Source organism: Pantoea eucrina (assembly GCF_002095385.1).
Taxonomy (GTDB): Bacteria; Pseudomonadota; Gammaproteobacteria; order Enterobacterales; family Enterobacteriaceae; genus Pantoea; species Pantoea eucrina.
This window is the reverse complement of the sequence record NZ_MIPP01000011.1, coordinates 67,342-84,798: the sequence shown is the minus strand read 5'-3', so window position 1 is coordinate 84,798 and position 17,457 is coordinate 67,342. Positions and strand designations below refer to the sequence as shown.

Annotated in this window: 12 protein-coding genes and 1 pseudogene; 3 read left to right on the top strand and 10 right to left on the bottom strand. The window is 58.1% G+C overall.

Going from position 1 to position 17,457, the window contains the following annotated elements; genetic code table 11:
* Positions 1-484: 484 nt before the first annotated feature.
* On the top strand, positions 485-1,348 hold the full coding sequence (locus HA43_RS07275; protein ID WP_039382084.1) for a nucleoside-specific channel-forming protein Tsx: 864 nt from the start codon (positions 485-487) through the stop codon (positions 1,346-1,348).
* A gap of 54 nt (positions 1,349-1,402) precedes the next feature.
* Here the strand turns inward: HA43_RS07275 and yjdN are convergent, their stop codons facing one another.
* The 4 genes from yjdN to HA43_RS07255 form a co-directional block, all read right to left on the bottom strand.
* A complete protein-coding gene (gene yjdN / locus HA43_RS07270) occupies positions 1,403-1,840 on the bottom strand; it encodes a VOC family metalloprotein YjdN (protein WP_039382083.1) in 438 nt (145 codons plus the stop codon).
* A 162-nt stretch (positions 1,841-2,002) separates the two neighbouring features.
* Positions 2,003-3,319 (bottom strand): c-type cytochrome, encoded by a 1,317-nt coding sequence (locus HA43_RS07265; RefSeq protein ID WP_039382082.1) that lies wholly within the window; start codon positions 3,317-3,319, stop codon positions 2,003-2,005.
* A gap of 11 nt (positions 3,320-3,330) precedes the next feature.
* Positions 3,331-5,115 (bottom strand): GMC family oxidoreductase, encoded by a 1,785-nt coding sequence (locus HA43_RS07260; RefSeq protein ID WP_071668433.1) that lies wholly within the window; start codon positions 5,113-5,115, stop codon positions 3,331-3,333.
* Between the two features lie 2 nt (positions 5,116-5,117).
* The gene (locus tag HA43_RS07255) at positions 5,118-5,846 is read right to left on the bottom strand and encodes a gluconate 2-dehydrogenase subunit 3 family protein (RefSeq protein ID WP_094111316.1); all 729 of its coding nucleotides are present in this window, start codon (positions 5,844-5,846) and stop codon (positions 5,118-5,120) included.
* A gap of 296 nt (positions 5,847-6,142) precedes the next feature.
* On the opposite strand from HA43_RS07255, the gene sbmA reads away from it, so the two are divergent.
* Positions 6,143-7,393, top strand: coding sequence for a peptide antibiotic transporter SbmA (sbmA, locus tag HA43_RS07250; RefSeq protein WP_094111315.1), 1,251 nt, complete (start codon positions 6,143-6,145; stop codon positions 7,391-7,393).
* Between the two features lie 75 nt (positions 7,394-7,468).
* Here sbmA and HA43_RS07245 read toward each other — a convergent pair whose 3' ends face one another.
* Positions 7,469-9,109, bottom strand: coding sequence for a dihydroxyacetone kinase subunit DhaK (locus HA43_RS07245; RefSeq protein ID WP_094111314.1), 1,641 nt, complete (start codon positions 9,107-9,109; stop codon positions 7,469-7,471).
* A 131-nt stretch (positions 9,110-9,240) separates the two neighbouring features.
* The gene (locus tag HA43_RS07240; protein ID WP_094111313.1) at positions 9,241-10,428 is read right to left on the bottom strand and encodes an MFS transporter; all 1,188 of its coding nucleotides are present in this window, start codon (positions 10,426-10,428) and stop codon (positions 9,241-9,243) included.
* 105 nt (positions 10,429-10,533) lie between these two features.
* Here HA43_RS07240 and HA43_RS07235 point away from each other — a divergent pair, with 105 nt between their 5' ends.
* The gene (locus tag HA43_RS07235) at positions 10,534-11,490 is read left to right on the top strand and encodes an AraC family transcriptional regulator (RefSeq protein WP_094111312.1); all 957 of its coding nucleotides are present in this window, start codon (positions 10,534-10,536) and stop codon (positions 11,488-11,490) included.
* Between the two features lie 3 nt (positions 11,491-11,493).
* On the opposite strand, the gene HA43_RS07230 is transcribed toward HA43_RS07235, so the two are convergent.
* From HA43_RS07230 to gltP, 4 genes and pseudogenes are all read right to left on the bottom strand, one after another.
* A complete protein-coding gene (locus HA43_RS07230) occupies positions 11,494-13,038 on the bottom strand; it encodes a methyl-accepting chemotaxis protein (RefSeq protein ID WP_094111311.1) in 1,545 nt (514 codons plus the stop codon).
* Positions 13,039-13,285: 247 nt separating this feature from the next.
* Positions 13,286-14,718: pseudogene (gene murP, locus HA43_RS07225) on the bottom strand (PTS N-acetylmuramic acid transporter subunit IIBC).
* The gene (gene murQ, locus HA43_RS07220; RefSeq protein WP_094111310.1) at positions 14,718-15,629 is read right to left on the bottom strand and encodes an N-acetylmuramic acid 6-phosphate etherase; all 912 of its coding nucleotides are present in this window, start codon (positions 15,627-15,629) and stop codon (positions 14,718-14,720) included. The pseudogene murP and the gene murQ overlap by 1 nt, the downstream one beginning before the upstream one ends.
* 149 nt (positions 15,630-15,778) lie before the next feature.
* Positions 15,779-17,080 (bottom strand): glutamate/aspartate:proton symporter GltP, encoded by a 1,302-nt coding sequence (gene gltP, locus HA43_RS07215; protein WP_071668440.1) that lies wholly within the window; start codon positions 17,078-17,080, stop codon positions 15,779-15,781.
* Positions 17,081-17,457: the final 377 nt, after the last annotated feature.

Genomic DNA, 17,457 nt, shown 5'->3' with positions numbered 1-17,457 from the left:
GCTGCCGGCGCTGACGGCGAACGGAACCGGCCCCAGCGCCCCGTAGCGAACGGAATTGGCGCTTAACATACGCCCCGGCGCAGGACCGGAGCACAGGCTGCTGCCGCCGCTGACGGCGAACGGAACCGCCTCCGTGGCGAACGGAACCGGCGCTTAACCCGGAACCGGTGCCCGTAGCAAACGGAACCGGCGTCCACGCCCCACTCCCAATCGTATCTCTTCGCGACCACGTAAACGGTTGCGGAGTTCCGTTCGCTGCAGATAGAATATGTGACAATTGTCACAAAATAACTGAATCCTATTGCAACACTTTTTGACAAATGTGATGAAAATCTATTTTCTAACGCTCTGTTACAGGCACATTACGCGGGCCTGAAGGCTGGCAGTCAGCACGCGTTATCGCCGCATACTGCTCAATACCCGGGAACGTACTCATTCGATCGTGGCATCTCTGCGGCGATCCTCAGCAAGTGGTCAAACAATAATGAAATTTAAATCGTTGATAGCAGGTGCATTACTGATTGGTAGCGGAATGGGCGCAGCGCAGGCAGAGAGCGACCCGCAATATCTGTCTGACTGGTGGCATCAGAGCGTAAACGTGGTGGGCAGCACCCATACCCGTTTCGGGCCGCAGTTTAATAACGACGTCTACCTGGAATATGAAGCCTTTACCAAACAGGAGTGGTTCGATTTTTACGGCTACATCGATTTGCCAAACTTCTTCGGTGCGGGCAACAGCAACGCCAATGGCATCTTCGATCACGGCACGCCACTGTTTATGGAAATTGAGCCGCGCCTGTCGCTCGACAAGCTGGCGGGCACCAGCCTGGCATTCGGTCCGTTTAAAGAGTGGTTCTTTGCCAACAACTATATCTACGATATGGGCCGCAACAGCGACAACCGGCAGAACACCTGGTATATGGGTCTCGGTACCGATATCGACACCCACAGCGATGTCGGTCTCTCGCTTAACGTTTACGCCAAATATCAGTGGGAAAACTATGGCGCGGCCAACGAGAACAGCTGGGATGGTTACCGCTTCAAGGTAAAATATTTTGTGCCAATTACCGACCTGTGGGGCGGCAAGCTGAGCTATATCGGCTTTACCAACTTTGACTGGGGCTCCGATCTGCGCGATAAATCTGACCGCTCGCGCACCAGCAACTCTGTTGCCTCAAGCCATATTTTATCGCTGAACTACGATCACTGGCACGTCTCTGCCGTTGCGCGTTATTTCCATAACGGCGGTCAGTGGGCGGATGGTCAGGAGCTGAATTTTGGCAATGGTCCGTTTGAAGTGAAATCAACCGGCTGGGGTTACTATCTGGTGGCAGGTTACAACTTCTAAGTACGGCATTTTTGCCCCGCCGGATGCAGCGCCGGAGGGGCAAAAACAGAGGCGTTAATCCTGCGATTTCACGACGTTGATGCGCCACGGAATGTTGAACTTATCGATAAACATGCCGAAGCCGTCTGACCAGAATGTCTTCTGCCATTCGGTCGTGATTTTGCCGCCAGCAGAGAGTTTATCAAACCACTCTTTGCCCTCTTTCTCGTCAGTGGTTGCCAGGCTTACCGCATAACCCGCGTGCTCAGACGCCGGTGGCTTGCTGGTATCGCCGTCGCTCAGCATCAGCTCGCCCTGACCAATCTGCAGATGTGCATGCATGATTTTTTCCGGTGGCAGCGGCGGTGCGGATTTATCGCCCACCTGCTCTCCCTGCTCCGGATTATCGCCGAAGGTCATTTTTTGCAGCACTTTGCCGCCGGTGGCCTGCAGGTAAAATTCGATGGCTTCTTCACAGCGACCATACAGAAACAAATAAGGACTTACTTGCATCGTTCCCTCCGCTTATCAGTTAGTGAGCTTTTGCACTCACCACTAAGTGTAGACGATCGCGTTCAGCCCCCGCCCGCGCTGGCTTTGGCTGATCCGTCGCTGTTTTTCGCCCATAAAAAATCCGGGCACCAGGCCCGGATAATTAACGCTCCGCAGGCGCGCTTACTTCTCTAATGCGTGGATATCCGCGCTGCCCTGATAAGGCTGTACCGTTTTATCCTTACGCTGCTTCGCCACGTCGCCAGCCGTTACGCGGGTGGTAACGCCGTTGCCCCAGCTGCTGCGAATAAAGTTCACCACATCCGCAACCTGCTGGTCGCTGAGACGCCAGCCAAATGCCGGCATGGTGATGGCCGTCGGCGCGCCTTTCACGCCTGGGAGCGTACCGCCCACCAGCACAATGTGGATCAGCGAAGCCGGATCGTCAGCCATCACAACCGGGTTGCCGCGCAGCGCCGGATAGAAGCGCTGATAGCCTGAACCGTCAGTTTTATGGCAGGCAGCACAGCTGTCTACGTAGACTGACGCGCCCGGCTGGCTGTCATCGCCGTGCCACAGCGCTTTCGCTACCGTATCATCCGGGGTAAATACCGCCTGCTGCGGATCTTTGGCGCCCAGCGACTTCAGATACTTCGCAATCGCGCTGATATCCTCATCGCTGAGATGCTGCAGGCTGTGTTCCACCACCTCGGTCATACCGCCAAACGCCGCGGTGTGATCGTTACGGCCAAAGCGCAGGAACTGCTTCAGCTCCTCTTCGCTCCAGCGGCCCAGCCCGTCACGGTTGTCACCGCGCAGATTGCTGGCGGTCCAGCCATCAATTGGTGCGTTGCTGCCGGCAAGGTAGTCGCTGCCGTCACCGTTGTTCAGCGCTTTCTCCTGCATCGTAATGCTGCGCGGCGTATGGCACGCTCCGCAGTGTCCGAGCCCTTCAACCAGATAGCGTCCGCGCGCCAGCGCCGGATCTTCCTGTGCGGCGGGCTGGAACGCTTTCACGTCCGGTGCAAAGATGCCGCGCCAGATCGCCAGCGGCCAGCGCATGGAGAGCGGCCAGGGAATGTCGCTCTCTTTGTTCGCCTGGCTGACCGGCGCCACGCCGTGCATAAAATAAGCGTAAAGCGCTTTCATATCCTCGTCGCTGACAACCGCGTAGGAGGGATAAGGCATCGCCGGATAGAGCGTATCGCCATTTTTCGCTACGCCATGACGCACTGCTTTCTGAAAGTCGTCATAGCTGTAGTCACCAATGCCGGTCGCTTTATCAGGTGTGATATTGGTGGAGTAGATGGTGCCAATCGGCGTCGCCATTGCCAGTCCGCCGGCAAACGGCTTGCCGCCGGCCGCGCTATGGCAGGCCACGCAGTCCCCGGCGCGCGCCAGATATTCACCGCGTTTGATCAGTGATTCGGCGGCCACATCGTCAGCCAGCGCGCTGAACGTCAGGGTGCCCAGCATCAGGGCCAAAACTGATTTCATCATCGTCATGTTCCTTATGCCTGTACCAGCGGACCCGGGTTTTTCAGATACTGTTCGCGGATCGCTTTCGCTGACCAGTAGCTCAGTGCAGCGACCATACCGGTCGGGTTATAGCCCAGCCCCTGCGGGAAAGCTGACGCCCCCGGCACAAAGACGTTGGGCACATCCCAGCTCTGCAGATAGCGGTTGACCGCGCTGGTCTGCGGATCTTCACCCATGATCGCACCGCCGCTCATATGTGTGGTCTGATAGGAGGTCGTATCAAAATGGGTTCCCGGCGCTTTGGCGGAGCCGATAATGGTTTTCGGGTTCATCGCCTCGGTGATCTTGCGCATCTTGCCAATCATAAACTGCGCCATTTTGATGTCGTTATCCTGCCAGTCAAAGGTCATACGCAGCAGCGGCTGGCCGTACGCATCTTTATAGTTGGGATCGAGATCGAGATAGTTAGCGCGATAGGACTGGTGCGCACCGTGCGCATCCATGGAAACATGGTGCGTATAGGTATCGGCTACCGCCGCTTTCCACTGGCTGCCCCAGCCTGGCGTACCGGCTGGCACCGGCACGCCGGAGATAGGCTTGGTGCCGGCCTGGTTAACCCAGAAAGGAGACCCGCCAACAAAACCGTGCGGCCCGTGATCAAAGTTGTCCGCGTTAAAATCATCTACCGCCACACCCGCCCCGCCTGCGCCGATAAACGGGTTGGTGGTGGTGTTTTTATCAAACAGCGCTTTCAGCGTGGAGAGATTCTGATAGGCGAAGTTGCGCCCCACCACGCCCTCATTAGTGATCGGATTGTAAGGTTTGCCGATCCCGGAGAGCAGCATCAGGTGAACATTGTGGAACTGGAAGGCGGAGAGGATCACCAGATCGGCCGGCTGCACCACTTCACGTCCCTGACCATCAAGGTAGGTTACGCCGGTAGCGCGCTTTTTATCATCGGTCAGATTGACGCGCAGAACGTATGAATTGTTGCGCAGCTCAAACTTCGGCTCCTGACGCAGTGCCGGCAGGATATTGACGTTAGGCGACGCTTTGGAATACATGTAGCAGGCGTAGCCGCTGCAGAAGCCGCAGAAGTTGCACGGCCCCATCTGTGCACCGTAGGTATTAGTATAGGGTCCGGAGGTGTTCGCTGATGGCATATCATAAGGGTGATAGCCAACCGACTCCGCCGCCTGCGCAAACAGCTGCGCAGAGTAAGTACGCTTCTGTGCCGGCAGCGGAAAGTCGCTGGAGCGATCCGGCGCAAACGGGTTGCCGCCGTGTGCGTTATTGACCACTTTGCCCTTGATTGACCAGGCGCTGCCGGAGGTGCCAAACACCTTTTCGGCTTTGTCGAAGAACGGTTCCAGCTCATCGTAGCTGACGCCAAAATCCTGAATGGTCATGCCTTCCGGAATAAAGCTTTTACCGTAGCGCTGCTCATAGTGGCTGCGCAGATTCAGCTCAACCGGATCGACGCGGAAATGCACGCCGGACCAGTGCAGGCCCGCACCGCCGGTGCCGGTGCCGGGCAGAAAAGCGGCCAGCTGGCGATAAGGCACCGCGGTCTGCGACGCATCGTGACGGATAGTCACGGTGCTTTTAGAGAGGTCCTGAAACAGCTTTTTGCGAACGTTGTAGGTCAGTTCATCAATCGACTGCGGATAAGAGCCGTCCGGATAGGTGTCGCGATGCGGACCGCGCTCCAGCGCAACGACGTTAAGACCCGCTTCGGTCAGCTCTTTCGCCATAATGGCGCCCGCCCAGCCAAAGCCCACAATCACTGCATCAACTTGTTTTAATTCGTTTGCCACGCTTACGCCCTCGCTCCGCGAATGTCGACTGACGGGAACGGATAACGTTCACCGCGCTCTACCCAATCCATAAAGTCGGCGCGGGCGCCCGGGAAGCCAATCAGCTTCCAGCCCACCATGCCCTGGTTGCCGCCATGAATCGGGTCGCAGAAAAAGCCTTCGCGGGTATTCTGCAGCAGGTAAGAGAAAAAGGTTTTTGCCGGCAGCTGGGCAAACTCAGCCTTACCGGTTTCGAAGGCGCTCAGCAGCGCATCCTGCTGTTCGCCGCTCAGGCTGGCGAACACCTTGCCATGCTGTTTCTGACTCCAGGCATTGGCGTCGGCAATGCCTAAGCGATAAATCTGCTGCGGCACCAGCGGCAGCTGGTAGCCCAGCTCTTTCGGCATATCCGGGTGAAAAGGTCCCTGCATATACCAGTTGCTGCCGGTGGCGTAAGGCGTATTCATCTGACGATCGATAAATTCCGGTACGCCTGCTTCCAGCGCGCCTGGTCCGCGCTCGTCGCTGGGGATCAGCCGCGCCACGGCGGCGGTGATGAAGGCAAACTCTTCGGCGGTAAACCAGCCTGGCTGATAGTCGCGTGCCGGCTGCGCTGGCGCTGCTGCATCGCTGGCAGCAGCAGGCGCGACCAGCACGCCCATGGCGGTTGAACCGACCGCCATAGCGGGTGCGAGGGTGATCGTCCTCAGCAGGAAATCACGACGTGAATGACCCTTTTTTTGTTCTGACATGACATTGCCTCAGTACCGCATATAATGCGGCATGGAAGGTTAAGTAGTTGCGTTGTAATGGTTTTTATTCTTGACTTAAGGGATACAGCACGTTTGTTACCGGTAACAAGATGACAATTGTAACACCGAAACGGTAACGAATTTAGTTTTCCGAAACAATTACGTACAAAATACTTAACATTTTCCCGCGCTGGTTTACATTCCGGCGACGGAATTGTCATGCCCGGAAACAACCCACTACAGACAGATAAACAGAAATAGCGGTATAAACGTGTCTACACCACAGCGGAGTGCTTATGTTTAAATCCTTTTTTCCGCGGCCCGGCGCATTTTTCAGCTCGGCAGCGATTTGGAGCGTGCTTGTTATTTTTGCCTGGTTTGGCTTTTTCAGCGACCTGCCGGCGCGCTGGCCCGCACTGCAGGCCGCGATGCAGCAGCCGCTGCCTACCAATGCCAGCCGGTTTATTCACGCCAGCCAGCTCTGGTTTTACGGCTACTACTGGTCTGCGGTTGCGCTGTTTGCCCTGGCGTGGATGATAATCGATCGCCATCCTTGGCAGCGCTGGTCGGTCTGGGGCACGGCGCTCATCATCTTTGTCACCTGGTTCAACGTCCAGGTCAACGTGGCGGTCAACGCCTGGTATGAGCCGTTTTACGATCTGATTCAGAAAGCGCTGACCAAAGCGGGTGCCGTACAAATTAACCAGTTTTACAGCGAAATCAGCGACTTTCTCGGTATAGCGCTTATCGCCGTGACGATTCTGGTCGCCAACGTCTTTTTCATCAGCCACTGGATTTTCCGCTGGCGTACCGCGATGAACAGCTACTACATGCACAACTGGCAGCGTCTGCGGCATGTGGAGGGGGCGGCACAGCGTGTGCAGGAAGATACGATGCGTTTCTCCACCACGCTGGAGGACTGGGGCGTCAGCTTTATTAAGGCGATCATGACGCTGGTAGCGTTCCTGCCGGTGCTGCTGGCGCTGTCGAAACATGTGAAAGATATACCGATTCTCGGTTCGATACCCTATGGCCTGGTGATCGCCGCTATTCTCTGGTCGGTGTTCGGCACCGCGCTGCTGGCGCTGGTCGGCATTAAGCTGCCGGGACTGGAGTTCCGCAATCAGCGGGTGGAAGCGGCCTACCGTAAAGAGCTGGTCTATGGCGAAGACGATCCGTCGCGCGCGTCACCGCCCACGGTGCAGGCGCTGTTCAGCCGGGTGCGCTACAACTATTTCCGGCTCTACTTCCACTACCTCTATTTCAACGTCACGCGTTTTCTCTATCTGCAGGTAGATAATGTCTTTGGCGTGTTTCTGCTGTTTCCGGCGATCGTGGCCGGTGCGCTGACGCTGGGCCTGATGAATCAGATCCTCAACGTGTTTGACCAGGTACGCTCCTCCTTCCAGTATCTGATCACCTCCTGGTCGACGCTGGTCGAGCTGATGTCTATCTACAAGCGTCTGCGCAGCTTTGAGCAGATCCTGCAGGATATCCCGCATCAGGAGATGCTGCGCGAGGCGGCGAAAGAGCCAGCCGGCGAGTAACGGCATCCTGCGCCCGCCTTCTGCATGGCCGGGAAGGCGGGCGCAGCCTGGTGCGGTGTCACCCTGGCAGGCAACTCAGCCTGCCATCACCTGAAACACTTTCTCTACCGCATACGCACCGGGATCTTTTACCCCATCCAGACTCTGCTGGTTGAGATAGGCTGAGCGTCCCGCTTTCGCACTGTTCATCTGCGCCGTAGCCTCTGCGCCCTGCGCCGCCGCCTGCGCGGCCGCCGTCAGCGATTCGCCCGCCACCAGTTTTTCCAGCGCCGGCTGCAGCGCATCAATCAGCGTGCGATCGCCCGGCTGCGCGCCGCCATAGTGCTTCATGCGCTCCAGCCCCTGCATCAGCGCCTCTGGCAGTGAGCTGCCCTCTTCCAGATGCTGTCCGGCGGAGGTAAACAGAATCGACATCAGTACGCCGCTGGAGCCGCCCATCGCCCCTGCCAGCTGCTCGCCAATCAGCGCGATCAGCGTCGGCAGCTCGTTCAGCGGCAGCTGCTTCTCCTGCAGCGCGCGCTGAATACGTTTTGCACCCGCAGCAAACGTGGAGCCGGTATCACCATCGCCCACTTTTGCATCCAGCGCATTCAGTTCACTCTCCAGATCGATGAGCGTCTGCGTGACGCGCGTGATCCAGCCCGCCACCTCATCATTTTCAGAGGGATCGAAGTCGAGCGCGCTGCTGACTTTCTCTGCCGTCTGCAGATTGATGGGCGCAAACTCATAGGGCGCAACCCAGCCCTGCACCTGAACCGGTGCCTGCAGCGCCAGCAGGAACGGCTCTTCCAGCGCCAGCACGGAGAGTGAAAAGCCTTTCATATCCAGCGCGCTGACCAGCGTAGCGGGACCGATAAGATGGGTAATACGCGCGGCCAGCGGCGTGCGCAGGACTTCACGCGTCAGCAGCGCCAGCTCCAGCTGCGAAAAACCGCCTAAATTGTTGATAAGCAATAGCGCCAGCTTACCGTCCGGCAGCGCCTGCGCCAGTTTATCCGTCATCAGAGCGGTGATTTTTCCGCTGTCCTGCGTATCCAGCGTAATGACCCCCGGCTCGCCGTGGATCCCCATACCGAGTTCACTGTGGCCTGGCGCCACGCGCGCTTCGCGCTTCTCACCCGGAAGATGGCAGGTCGCAAACGCCAGACCAATAGAGAAAACAGACTCAATCGCCCGCTGCGCCAGCGCCTTCACCTCCTGCAGTGAATGCCCGTGCTCAGCCGCGTAGCCAGCAATCTTATGCACCAGTGCGGTGCCGGCGAGACCGCGCGGCTGCGGGTTTTCAGGCAGCGCAATATCATCCTCGACCATGACCAGTTCTACGTGATAGCCCAGGTTTTTGGCTTTCTCAGCCGCCAGACCAAAATTAAGGCGATCGCCGGTATAGTTTTTAACGATCAGCAGACAGCCCGCGTCACCGGTCACGTTGATAATGGCGTTAAGCACCGCCTCCACGCTGGGCGATGCGAAAATATCACCGCAGACGGCCGCAGTCAGCATCCCTTTGCCGACGAACCCGGCGTGCGCCGGCTCATGGCCCGATCCGCCACCTGAGATCAGCGCCACCCGGCTTTTATCCCAGTCTGAACGCACCACAACGCGGATATCATCGCCCAAATCGAGACGACGCAGGTTACGCCACGGCGTGCTGAGTAAAATACCTTCGATGGCTTCGTTAATCAGATCGTTCTTTTCATGCATAAAAAACTGGCTCATCGCTTTTTTCCCCCTGGTGTAGTTGTCACTAAAGGTAGCGCATCTGTGCAGAAAACCGTCAAAGCAACGCGCGGAAATGCAAAGGGCGGCACACGCCGCCCCTGAATCAGAAAAAGCCCTGCCGCTGCACCTTAGCCATGCTGCCTGACGCGCGTATAGATGGTTACCGCCGCCAGCAGCATCATGACGCCGCTTGCCATAAAGACGCCGCCCGCGCCCTGCAGGTCAAACATCCAGCCGCCGGCCGCCGCGCCCGCCGTGATCGCCAGCTGAATGGTCGCCACCAGCAGTCCGCCGCCCGACTCTGCATCATCAGGCACGGCACGCGAAATCCATGCTGACCAGCCGGTGGGCATGGAGCCAAATGCCAGTCCCCATAGCGCCACGCCGGCTCCCACCAGCCACGGCAGCTGCGCCATTGCGGAGAGTACCACCGCCGTCACGCTCATCAGCAGCGCCATGCCGGTCAGCGTCAGCGAGACGCTGCGCGTAACCAGCACGCCCGCCAGCGAGGTGCCAAAGAAGTTAGCTATTCCAAACGCCAGCAGCGCGAGCGACAGCTGATTAACGTTAAGCTGCGCGCTGCCCTCCAGATAAGGTCGCAGGTAGGTAAAGAAAGCAAAATGTCCGGTAAACATCAGGATCACCGCCAGCATGCCCCAGCGCATGACGCCCTGGCGCAGCAGATCAAGCACGCCGCCGCTTTGCGTCCGGTTTTCCGGCGGCATTGCCGGCAGCGTGAAGAACTGCCACAGCAGCGCCAGCACGCCCAGCAGCCCCGTCATCAGAAAAATGTTGCGCCAGCCAATCACATCGCCGAGATAGCTGCCGAGCGGTGCCGCAATAATTGTCGCCAGCGAGATGCCGCTAAAGACAATCGATAGCGCGCGCGGCACCTGCTCCGCCGGCACCAGTCGCATGGTAATGGCGGTTGACAGCGTCCAGAAGCCGCCAATCGCCATACCCAGCAGCACACGTGCCAGCAGGATCATCGGCAGACTGTCCGCCAGCGCCACCAGCAGCGCCGAGGCGATAAGCAGCAGGGTAAATGCCAGCATCACCAGACGACGATCAAACCGCCGCGTAAGCGTGCCGATCACCAGACTGGTGAGCAGCGCAACCAGCGCGGTTACCGTCACCGTCTGCCCCGCCTGACCTTCGCTGACCTGCAGCGACGCGGCTATCGGCGTCAGCAGGCTGACCGGCAGGAACTCAGCGGTGATCAGGCCAAACACGCCAAATGCCATGGCAAATACCGCGCCCCACGCGGGTTTTTCTGCCACCGCGCGGGCAGCTGTCAGTTCAGTTTCCAGACTCATTTGCGATCCCCATCACAAAAAAATAGTTTCGCTAAGGATAGAGCGCTGCGGTAAGACGATCTATGATACAGAAAGTTTATTAGTTGATAATTCGTCTGGATTGCGATGAGCCGTTATGAAGATTTAACCAGCGAGCTGCTGATGGGCATGCGCCTGTACGGCGTAAAATATCAGCGTATTGCGCTGCATGCGCCTTTTGGCCTGCAGTATGACGACGCGCCTGGCCGGGCGCAGCTGCATTTTGTCGGGCGCGGTACGCTGCTGCTGCGCGCCGCTTCCGGTACGATCTATCCGCTGCAGGCAGGCGATGCGTTACTGATCCCGCACGGAAAAGCGCATGCGCTGATCTCAGATGAGACGGCGCACTGTGAACCGATCACCACGTTTAACAGTAAGCCCATCTGCCCCAGCGTCTGCGCGATCAACGATGCGGCAGATGCCGATCTCTGTCCGGCGGATAGCGATGTGATCCTGTTCAGCGCCTGCATGGCGTTTGAACTGGGCGGTATGCAGCCGCTGGTACACACCATGCCGGATGTCATGCTGGTCAGCACCCTGCTGGGACAGTATCCGGAAATCCAGCCGATTCTGGATGCGATGGAGCGGGAAACCCGCCAGCGCAAAGCGGGCTTCGCCGGTATTCTGTCGCGGCTGGCGGATGTGGTGGCCGCGCAGATCGTGCGCGGCTGGGTAGAGAACGGCTGCGGCGCCGGCAGCGGTCTGGTCCAGGCGCTGCGCGATCCGCGCCTGAGCCTGGCGATGGCGGCGATGCACCGTGCGCCGGGAGAAAACTGGACGGTGGAGCGGCTGGCGCGTGCGTCCGGCAGCTCGCGCTCGGTGTTTGCTGCCCGCTTTCAGAACGCCACCGGCATGACGCCGCTGCGCTATCTTACCGAACTGCGTATGCGGCTGGCGAAAGAGCGTATCGTTGATCAGGGCGAGGCGGTAGAGAGCGTTGCGTTTGAGCTTGGCTACGGATCGCTGGCTGCGTTCAGCCGCGCCTTTAAACGTATAACGGGCACGTCACCCGGCGCGCTGCGCGCCGGGCGGGAAGTAGCATAAGCGTTAGCGAAAGACGCTAATCGCCTCAACCAGGCGGTTCGCCTGATGCGCCATGCGGGTTGAGGCTTCTGCGCCTTCAGCCACGCGCGCGGCGTTTTGATGGGTGATATCATCCAGATCTTCTACCGCCGTGCTGACCTCGCTCAGCGCCGTGGCCTGCTCGGCGGTGGCTGCGCTGATCTGCGCAATCAGCGTCGTCACGTTCTGCACCTGGCTGACAATATCCTGCATGGTGCGGCCGGCGGCTGCCGCATAGTCGTTGCCTGACGCTACGCGGCTGGCGCTGGTCTCTACCAGCGTTTTGATTTCGCTGGCGGCTTTTGCGCTGCGCTGCGCGAGATTGCGCACTTCACCCGCGACTACGGCAAACCCTTTACCCTGCTCACCGGCCCGCGCCGCCTCTACCGCCGCATTGAGCGCGAGGATATTGGTCTGAAAGGCGATGCTGTCGATCACGCTGGTGATGCTGGCGATGCGTTTCGCGCTGTCGGCAATATCGCCCATCATGCCTGCCATCTCCTGCATCACCTCGCCACCTTTGATAGCAGCGTGGCTGGTGGTGCCCGACAGCGCATTGACCTCGCTGGCGGTTTCCGTGTTGCTCTTCACGGTGGCCGTCATCTCATTCATGGTGGCGGCCGTCTGCTGCACGTTAGCGGCTGCCTGTTCAGTCCGGCGGGAGAGCTCACTGTTACTGCGCGCCATCGCATCGCTGGCGCTGAGGACGTTGATCGCCTGGCCACTGACGTCATCCACCAGCCAGCGGAACATCAGTCCCAGCTGGCCAATAGCGCGCAGCGTCATGCCGATTTCATCCACGCGGTCGGGCTGATCGACTTTATGGCTGTTGCCGGTCGCCACGCTCAGCGCCTGCTGGCACATCCGCTCAATGGGGCGTGAAATTTGCTGCTCCAGCCAGAGGCTCGCCAGCAGCAGGCAGAGTGCCGTCGCAACGCTGAAGCCGCCGAGTGCCAGCGCCGTCAGGCCTGCCCCCCAGGCGCTGCCCGCTATCAGCGGCAGCAGCAGCGCCAGCGCTGAACGAATGCGCCAGCGCAGCGGCAGCGTTTTCAGCAGTGAGGTGGCGCGGCGCCAGCCGCTGCCGATAATCAATCCTTTATAGAAGCAGCGTCCTTTGCTGCGCCCTTCGCGAAAATCGCGGTACAGGGTTTCAGCCTGCTGCACTTCCGCTGCTGAAGGTTTGGTCCGCACCGACATATAGCCGCGCACGCATCCTTCGCGTACCACCGGCACCGCATTGGCCCGCACCCAGTAGTGATCGCCATTCTTACGCCGGTTTTTCACCAGTGCGCTCCAGGGCTGCCCCTGCTTCAGGGTATGCCACATATCGGCAAAGGCTTCGGGCGGCATATCCGGATGGCGCACCATGTTGTGGGGCTGACCGTTTACCTCTTCCGGCGTGAAGCCGCTGACCTCAATAAAAGCGTCGTTGGCGTAGGTAATATGGCTGCTGAGATCGGTAGTCGACATCAGCGTCGCATCGTCATTGAAAACGAATTCACGCTGTGTCACGGGCTGGTTATTGCGCATACAGAGATCCCTGGTCAATTCAGGCTGATAAACATTATTCCGGATCTATCGGCTGATTAGCGGAACGACTTAAGCGCTGATGATTTATTTCTTGCTGCTAAAAAAGAGCAATTTTTATAAATAACTGTATTGAAGAGTAAAAACTGAAAGATGAAAACAGGATTATGCGTTGCGGCTCACACCATTATTTAGCCAGAATGGAGGAAACGGTAAATATTTACGGGCGCAGCAGCGCCCGCAGCGGGCGTTAACCCAAATCGATATTTTTCATGCCCCACCACCAGGTGAAGAGAAACCCGCCCGTCCAGGCGACCAGCAGACCGGCAAGATAGACCGCCATGCCGGCAAAAATGCCCTGTGCTGACGTCATCAGCGGCAGCGTCACCAGGCCGGAGGGGCCAAACACCGTATTCATCCCCACCGGCAGGCCGAGCCAGGCCACCAGACCGATAAAGAAGCCGCCCAGTGCACCCCCGCAGCAGGCGGTGATAAAAGGCTTGAGGCGCGGTAGCGTGACCCCGTAAATCAGCGGTTCCCCCACGCCCAGCAGCCCCGGCACAATGGCTCCTTTGATCTGGCTGCGCAGCAGCGACGCTTTTCCGGCTTTGCACCACAGCGCCAGCGAGGCACCGACCTGCCCCGCTCCCGCCATAGCCAGTATGGGAAACAGCGAATTAAAGCCCTGCGTCTCCATCAGCGCGAAATAGACCGGAATAAAGCCCTGATGGATACCAAACATCACCGCAATTAAAAACAGCCCGGCCAGAATGGCACAGCCAAACGGATTGTTATTGAGGTGAATAAACAGCCACGACATTCCTTTAAACAGCTCCCCCCCACCGGCATAATGAGCAGAAACGTCACGGCGCCGGTAATAAGCAGCGTCAGCAGCGAGGTGAGGATCATATCCAGGTTATCGGGAATGATTTTACGCAGCTGCTTCTCTGTCCAGGCACCAAATATCGCGGCCAGCAGCACGCCGATAATGTTGCCGCGCGGATCGATCGTCAGCCCGAAAAAGTTCTCCATCCCGCTGTAGTACCCGACGGTGGCTTCCGGGCTGTAGCCAAGCACAAACAGCGAGGCGATAATCGCGCCGTTGACGCCGGTGCCGCCAAACGCTTTCTGCGCGTTATAGCCAATCAGAATGCTGAGAAAGGTAAACAGTCCTTTGCCAAACACTTTCATGTAGGCCACGGTCGCCAGCAGCCACGGGGCGTGCTCACCCGGCTGATTAAGGTGAAACAGCTGCTCGGTCAGGGTGGCAAAACCGAGCAGCAGGCCAGCTCCGATAAATCCCGGAATAAGCGGCGTAAAGATGGTGGCAAAGCAGGCGAGGAATCGGTGCAGCGCACTGCTCTGTTTCGCTTTTAACTGCTGCTTTTGCGCCTGGGCTATCGCCTGCAGATCCTGCGCCGGCGTGCCGTCATTGAGCAATAGCTGCATCTTTTCCGCCGCGGTTTGCGCCTTGCCCGGCCCCAGAACAATCTGCAGCTGGGCGTCGCTGACAATCACGCCCAGTACGCCCGGCAGCTGTTTCAGCTGCGGGCTATCCGCCAGCGCAGCGTTCACCAGCGTCAGGCGCAGGCGGGTCATGCAATTGCCGCACATCACTACGTTACCCGGCCCGTCCACGGCCCGCAGAATATCGCGCAGCAGCGTTTCAGTGATTGCGGCCATCAGCGTACTCCTGAGTCACGTAATGCGGCGCGGATAAACCCGCGGTTCTGATCCAGCAGCGCGCGCGCCTCTTCCGCCGTCAGGCCCGCCAGCACCATGACGATAGCGGTTTTGCAGTGGCCGCCGCACGCCGTCAGCGCCTGCTGAGCCGTGGCGTCATCGCATTCAGTGGCCTGCTTAACGATGTTTATCTGGCGCTGAACCAGTTTCTGGTTGGTGGCTTCCACATCTACCATCAGGTTGCCATACACCTTGCCGCTGCGGATCATCGCGCCGGTGCTCAGCATATTCAGCACCAGCTTCTGTGCCGTGCCCGCCTTCATGCGCGACGATCCGGTGACGATCTCCGGCCCCACAACCGGCGTCAGCGCGACATCAGCCGCCTGCGCCATCGCGCTGTCGGGATTGCAGGTCAGCGCGGCGGTAAACGCGCCCTGTTCGCGTGCGTAAGCGAGCGCGCCCAGCACATAGGGGGTGCGGCCGCTGGCTGCAATTCCGACCAGCACGTCCCGGGGGCTGAAACCGATATCCGCCAGATCCTGTGCGCCCTGTCCGGCGTTATCTTCCGCGTTCTCAACCGCCTGCAGGATCGCCGTATGCCCGCCGGCAATCAGCCCCACCACCTGACCGCGCGGCGTACCAAAAGTAGGCGGGCACTCACTGGCATCCAGGATACCGAGCCGGCCAGAGGTACCGGCGCCGCAGTAAATCAGTCGCCCGCCCTGGCTAAAGGCGTGCGCAATCGCCTCCGTAACCTGTGCGATCTGCGGCACAATCGCCTCTACCGCCAGCGCCACTTTTTTATCTTCGTCATTAATGACGCGCAGCATCGCTTCCGTGCTGAGCTCGTCAATATTCTGGCTGGCCGGATTGCGGCTCTCGGTGATCATCTTGTTGAGATCAAGGGTCATAATACGCTCCTGCAAATGAATAATTTATTCTGAAAAACTTATATCACAAAGAATTGTTAATTCATGTGCAGCGGCGCAGAATTTTTTTATTTTTACTGCAGGCATAAAAAAACCCGCCAGCGGCGGGTTTTGTTCTGCTTAGTAGCGGATCAGGTGGCGCTTTGCATACGCAGCTGCAGCTCGTAGGCGGCGGCCTGCTTAGCATCAAACTGATTTTCCCAGCGTGCAATGACCAGCACAGCGAGCGCATTTCCCACCACGTTCAGCGCCGTACGCGCCATATCCATGATGCGGTCAACGCCTGCGATAAACGCCAGCCCTTCAAGCGGGATCCCCACACTGCCCAGCGTCGCCAGCAGCACCACGAAGGAGACGCCCGGAACACCGGCAATCCCTTTTGAGGTTACCATCAGCGTCAGCACCAGGATGATCTCATCGGTCAGCGACAGGTCAATGCCGTAAAGCTGGGCAATAAAGATGGCGGCAATACTCTGATAGAGCGTAGAGCCATCCAGGTTGAAGGAGTAGCCGGTAGGCACCACAAAGCTGGTGATCGCTTTCGGCGCACCATACGCCTCCATCTTCTGCATAATGCGTGGCAGCACCGTCTCTGAACTGGAGGTAGAGTAAGCCAGAATCAGCTCATCCTTCAGAATACGCATCAGGGTCGTAATACGCAGCTTGCAGAAGCGCGCGACCGCACCGAGCACGACAAAGGCGAAAAACAGGATGGCGGCATAAACCAGCAGTACCAGTTTCGCCAGCGGGTAGAGCGATGCAAAACCGAAGTTCGCAATGGTCACCGCAATCAGTGCAAATACGCCCACCGGCGCATACCGCATGATCATATGAGTCACTTTGAACATGGTTTCTGATACCGAGCGGAACAGGCCGACCAGCGGATCGCGATGTTCCGACGGCAGCGCCGACAGACCCAGGCCGAACAGCACTGAGAAGAAAATAATCGGCAACATATCGCCTTTGACCAGCGAGGCGAAGATGTTCTGCGGGATCAGTGACAGGATGGTACTGACCAGGCCATGAGGAGCGCCCTGAACCGCTTCGGTGGTAGCTTCATATTTAGAGATGTCCACCGTTGCCAGCGTTGACATATCAATGCCGCTGCCGGGTTGGAATACGTTAGCCAGCGTGATGCCGACCACAATGGCAATGGTGGTGATCACTTCAAAATAGATAATGGTTTTCACCCCGATACGCCCGAGTTTTTTCGCGTCCCCGACGCCGGCAATGCCAACAATCAGCGAGGAAATAACAATCGGCACCACAATCATCTTGATCAGATGAATGAAGATATCACCGGCAGGAGTAAGAATATTGGTGATTAACCATTCACGATCGTCTGGCTGATTATGCAGCACGGTTCCTGCGATAATGCCGAGGATCAGGGCAATCAGGATCTGCCAGGCGAGGGTGAGTTTAAAACCTTTCATAACGCGTTATTTCCTCAGTTAAAACCCCTTTGCTCTGCTGCGAAGGTGCAGGAGATGGTACACACAGGGAAGTGAGCAAAAGCCCGATAAAATAGAGGGTTATAATGGGCTGTATTCCGCTTTGTTCTGCCGGCGGTTTGCGCCAGCGCAAGGATACAGCCTGAGTTGATACCTGCTGAACAGCGGCCAGATAAGTACCATTTTCACTACGGTAAATGCAACCCCCGGCGCGATAGCTTAAATCGTGCGCAGCTCAGTAGCATAAAATGCTGCTGTTATCCTGTGGCTATAACCCGCTGTTATGAAAAGCGTTAATTCGATAATTTTCCGCATAGCTATTCAGATCTGACGATTTTATCGCCCGGCGCGTTTGCTTA

Bases quoted from the DNA above. Each gene is read 5' to 3' on its own strand.
- yjdN (WP_039382083.1), bottom strand. From the start codon at position 1,840: ATGCAAGTAAGTCCTTATTTGTTTCTGTATGGTCGCTGTGAAGAAGCC.
- murQ (WP_094111310.1), bottom strand. From the start codon at position 15,629: ATGACCCTTGATCTCAACAAGATGATCACCGAGAGCCGCAATCCGGCC.
- HA43_RS07240 (WP_094111313.1), bottom strand. From the start codon at position 10,428: ATGAGTCTGGAAACTGAACTGACAGCTGCCCGCGCGGTGGCAGAAAAA.
- HA43_RS07230 (WP_094111311.1), bottom strand. From the start codon at position 13,038: ATGCGCAATAACCAGCCCGTGACACAGCGTGAATTCGTTTTCAATGAC.
- HA43_RS07235 (WP_094111312.1), top strand. From the start codon at position 10,534: ATGAGCCGTTATGAAGATTTAACCAGCGAGCTGCTGATGGGCATGCGC.
- HA43_RS07245 (WP_094111314.1), bottom strand. From the start codon at position 9,109: ATGAGCCAGTTTTTTATGCATGAAAAGAACGATCTGATTAACGAAGCC.
- sbmA (WP_094111315.1), top strand. From the start codon at position 6,143: ATGTTTAAATCCTTTTTTCCGCGGCCCGGCGCATTTTTCAGCTCGGCA.
- HA43_RS07265 (WP_039382082.1), bottom strand. From the start codon at position 3,319: ATGATGAAATCAGTTTTGGCCCTGATGCTGGGCACCCTGACGTTCAGC.
- gltP (WP_071668440.1), bottom strand. From the start codon at position 17,080: ATGAAAGGTTTTAAACTCACCCTCGCCTGGCAGATCCTGATTGCCCTG.
- HA43_RS07255 (WP_094111316.1), bottom strand. From the start codon at position 5,846: ATGTCAGAACAAAAAAAGGGTCATTCACGTCGTGATTTCCTGCTGAGG.
- HA43_RS07275 (WP_039382084.1), top strand. From the start codon at position 485: ATGAAATTTAAATCGTTGATAGCAGGTGCATTACTGATTGGTAGCGGA.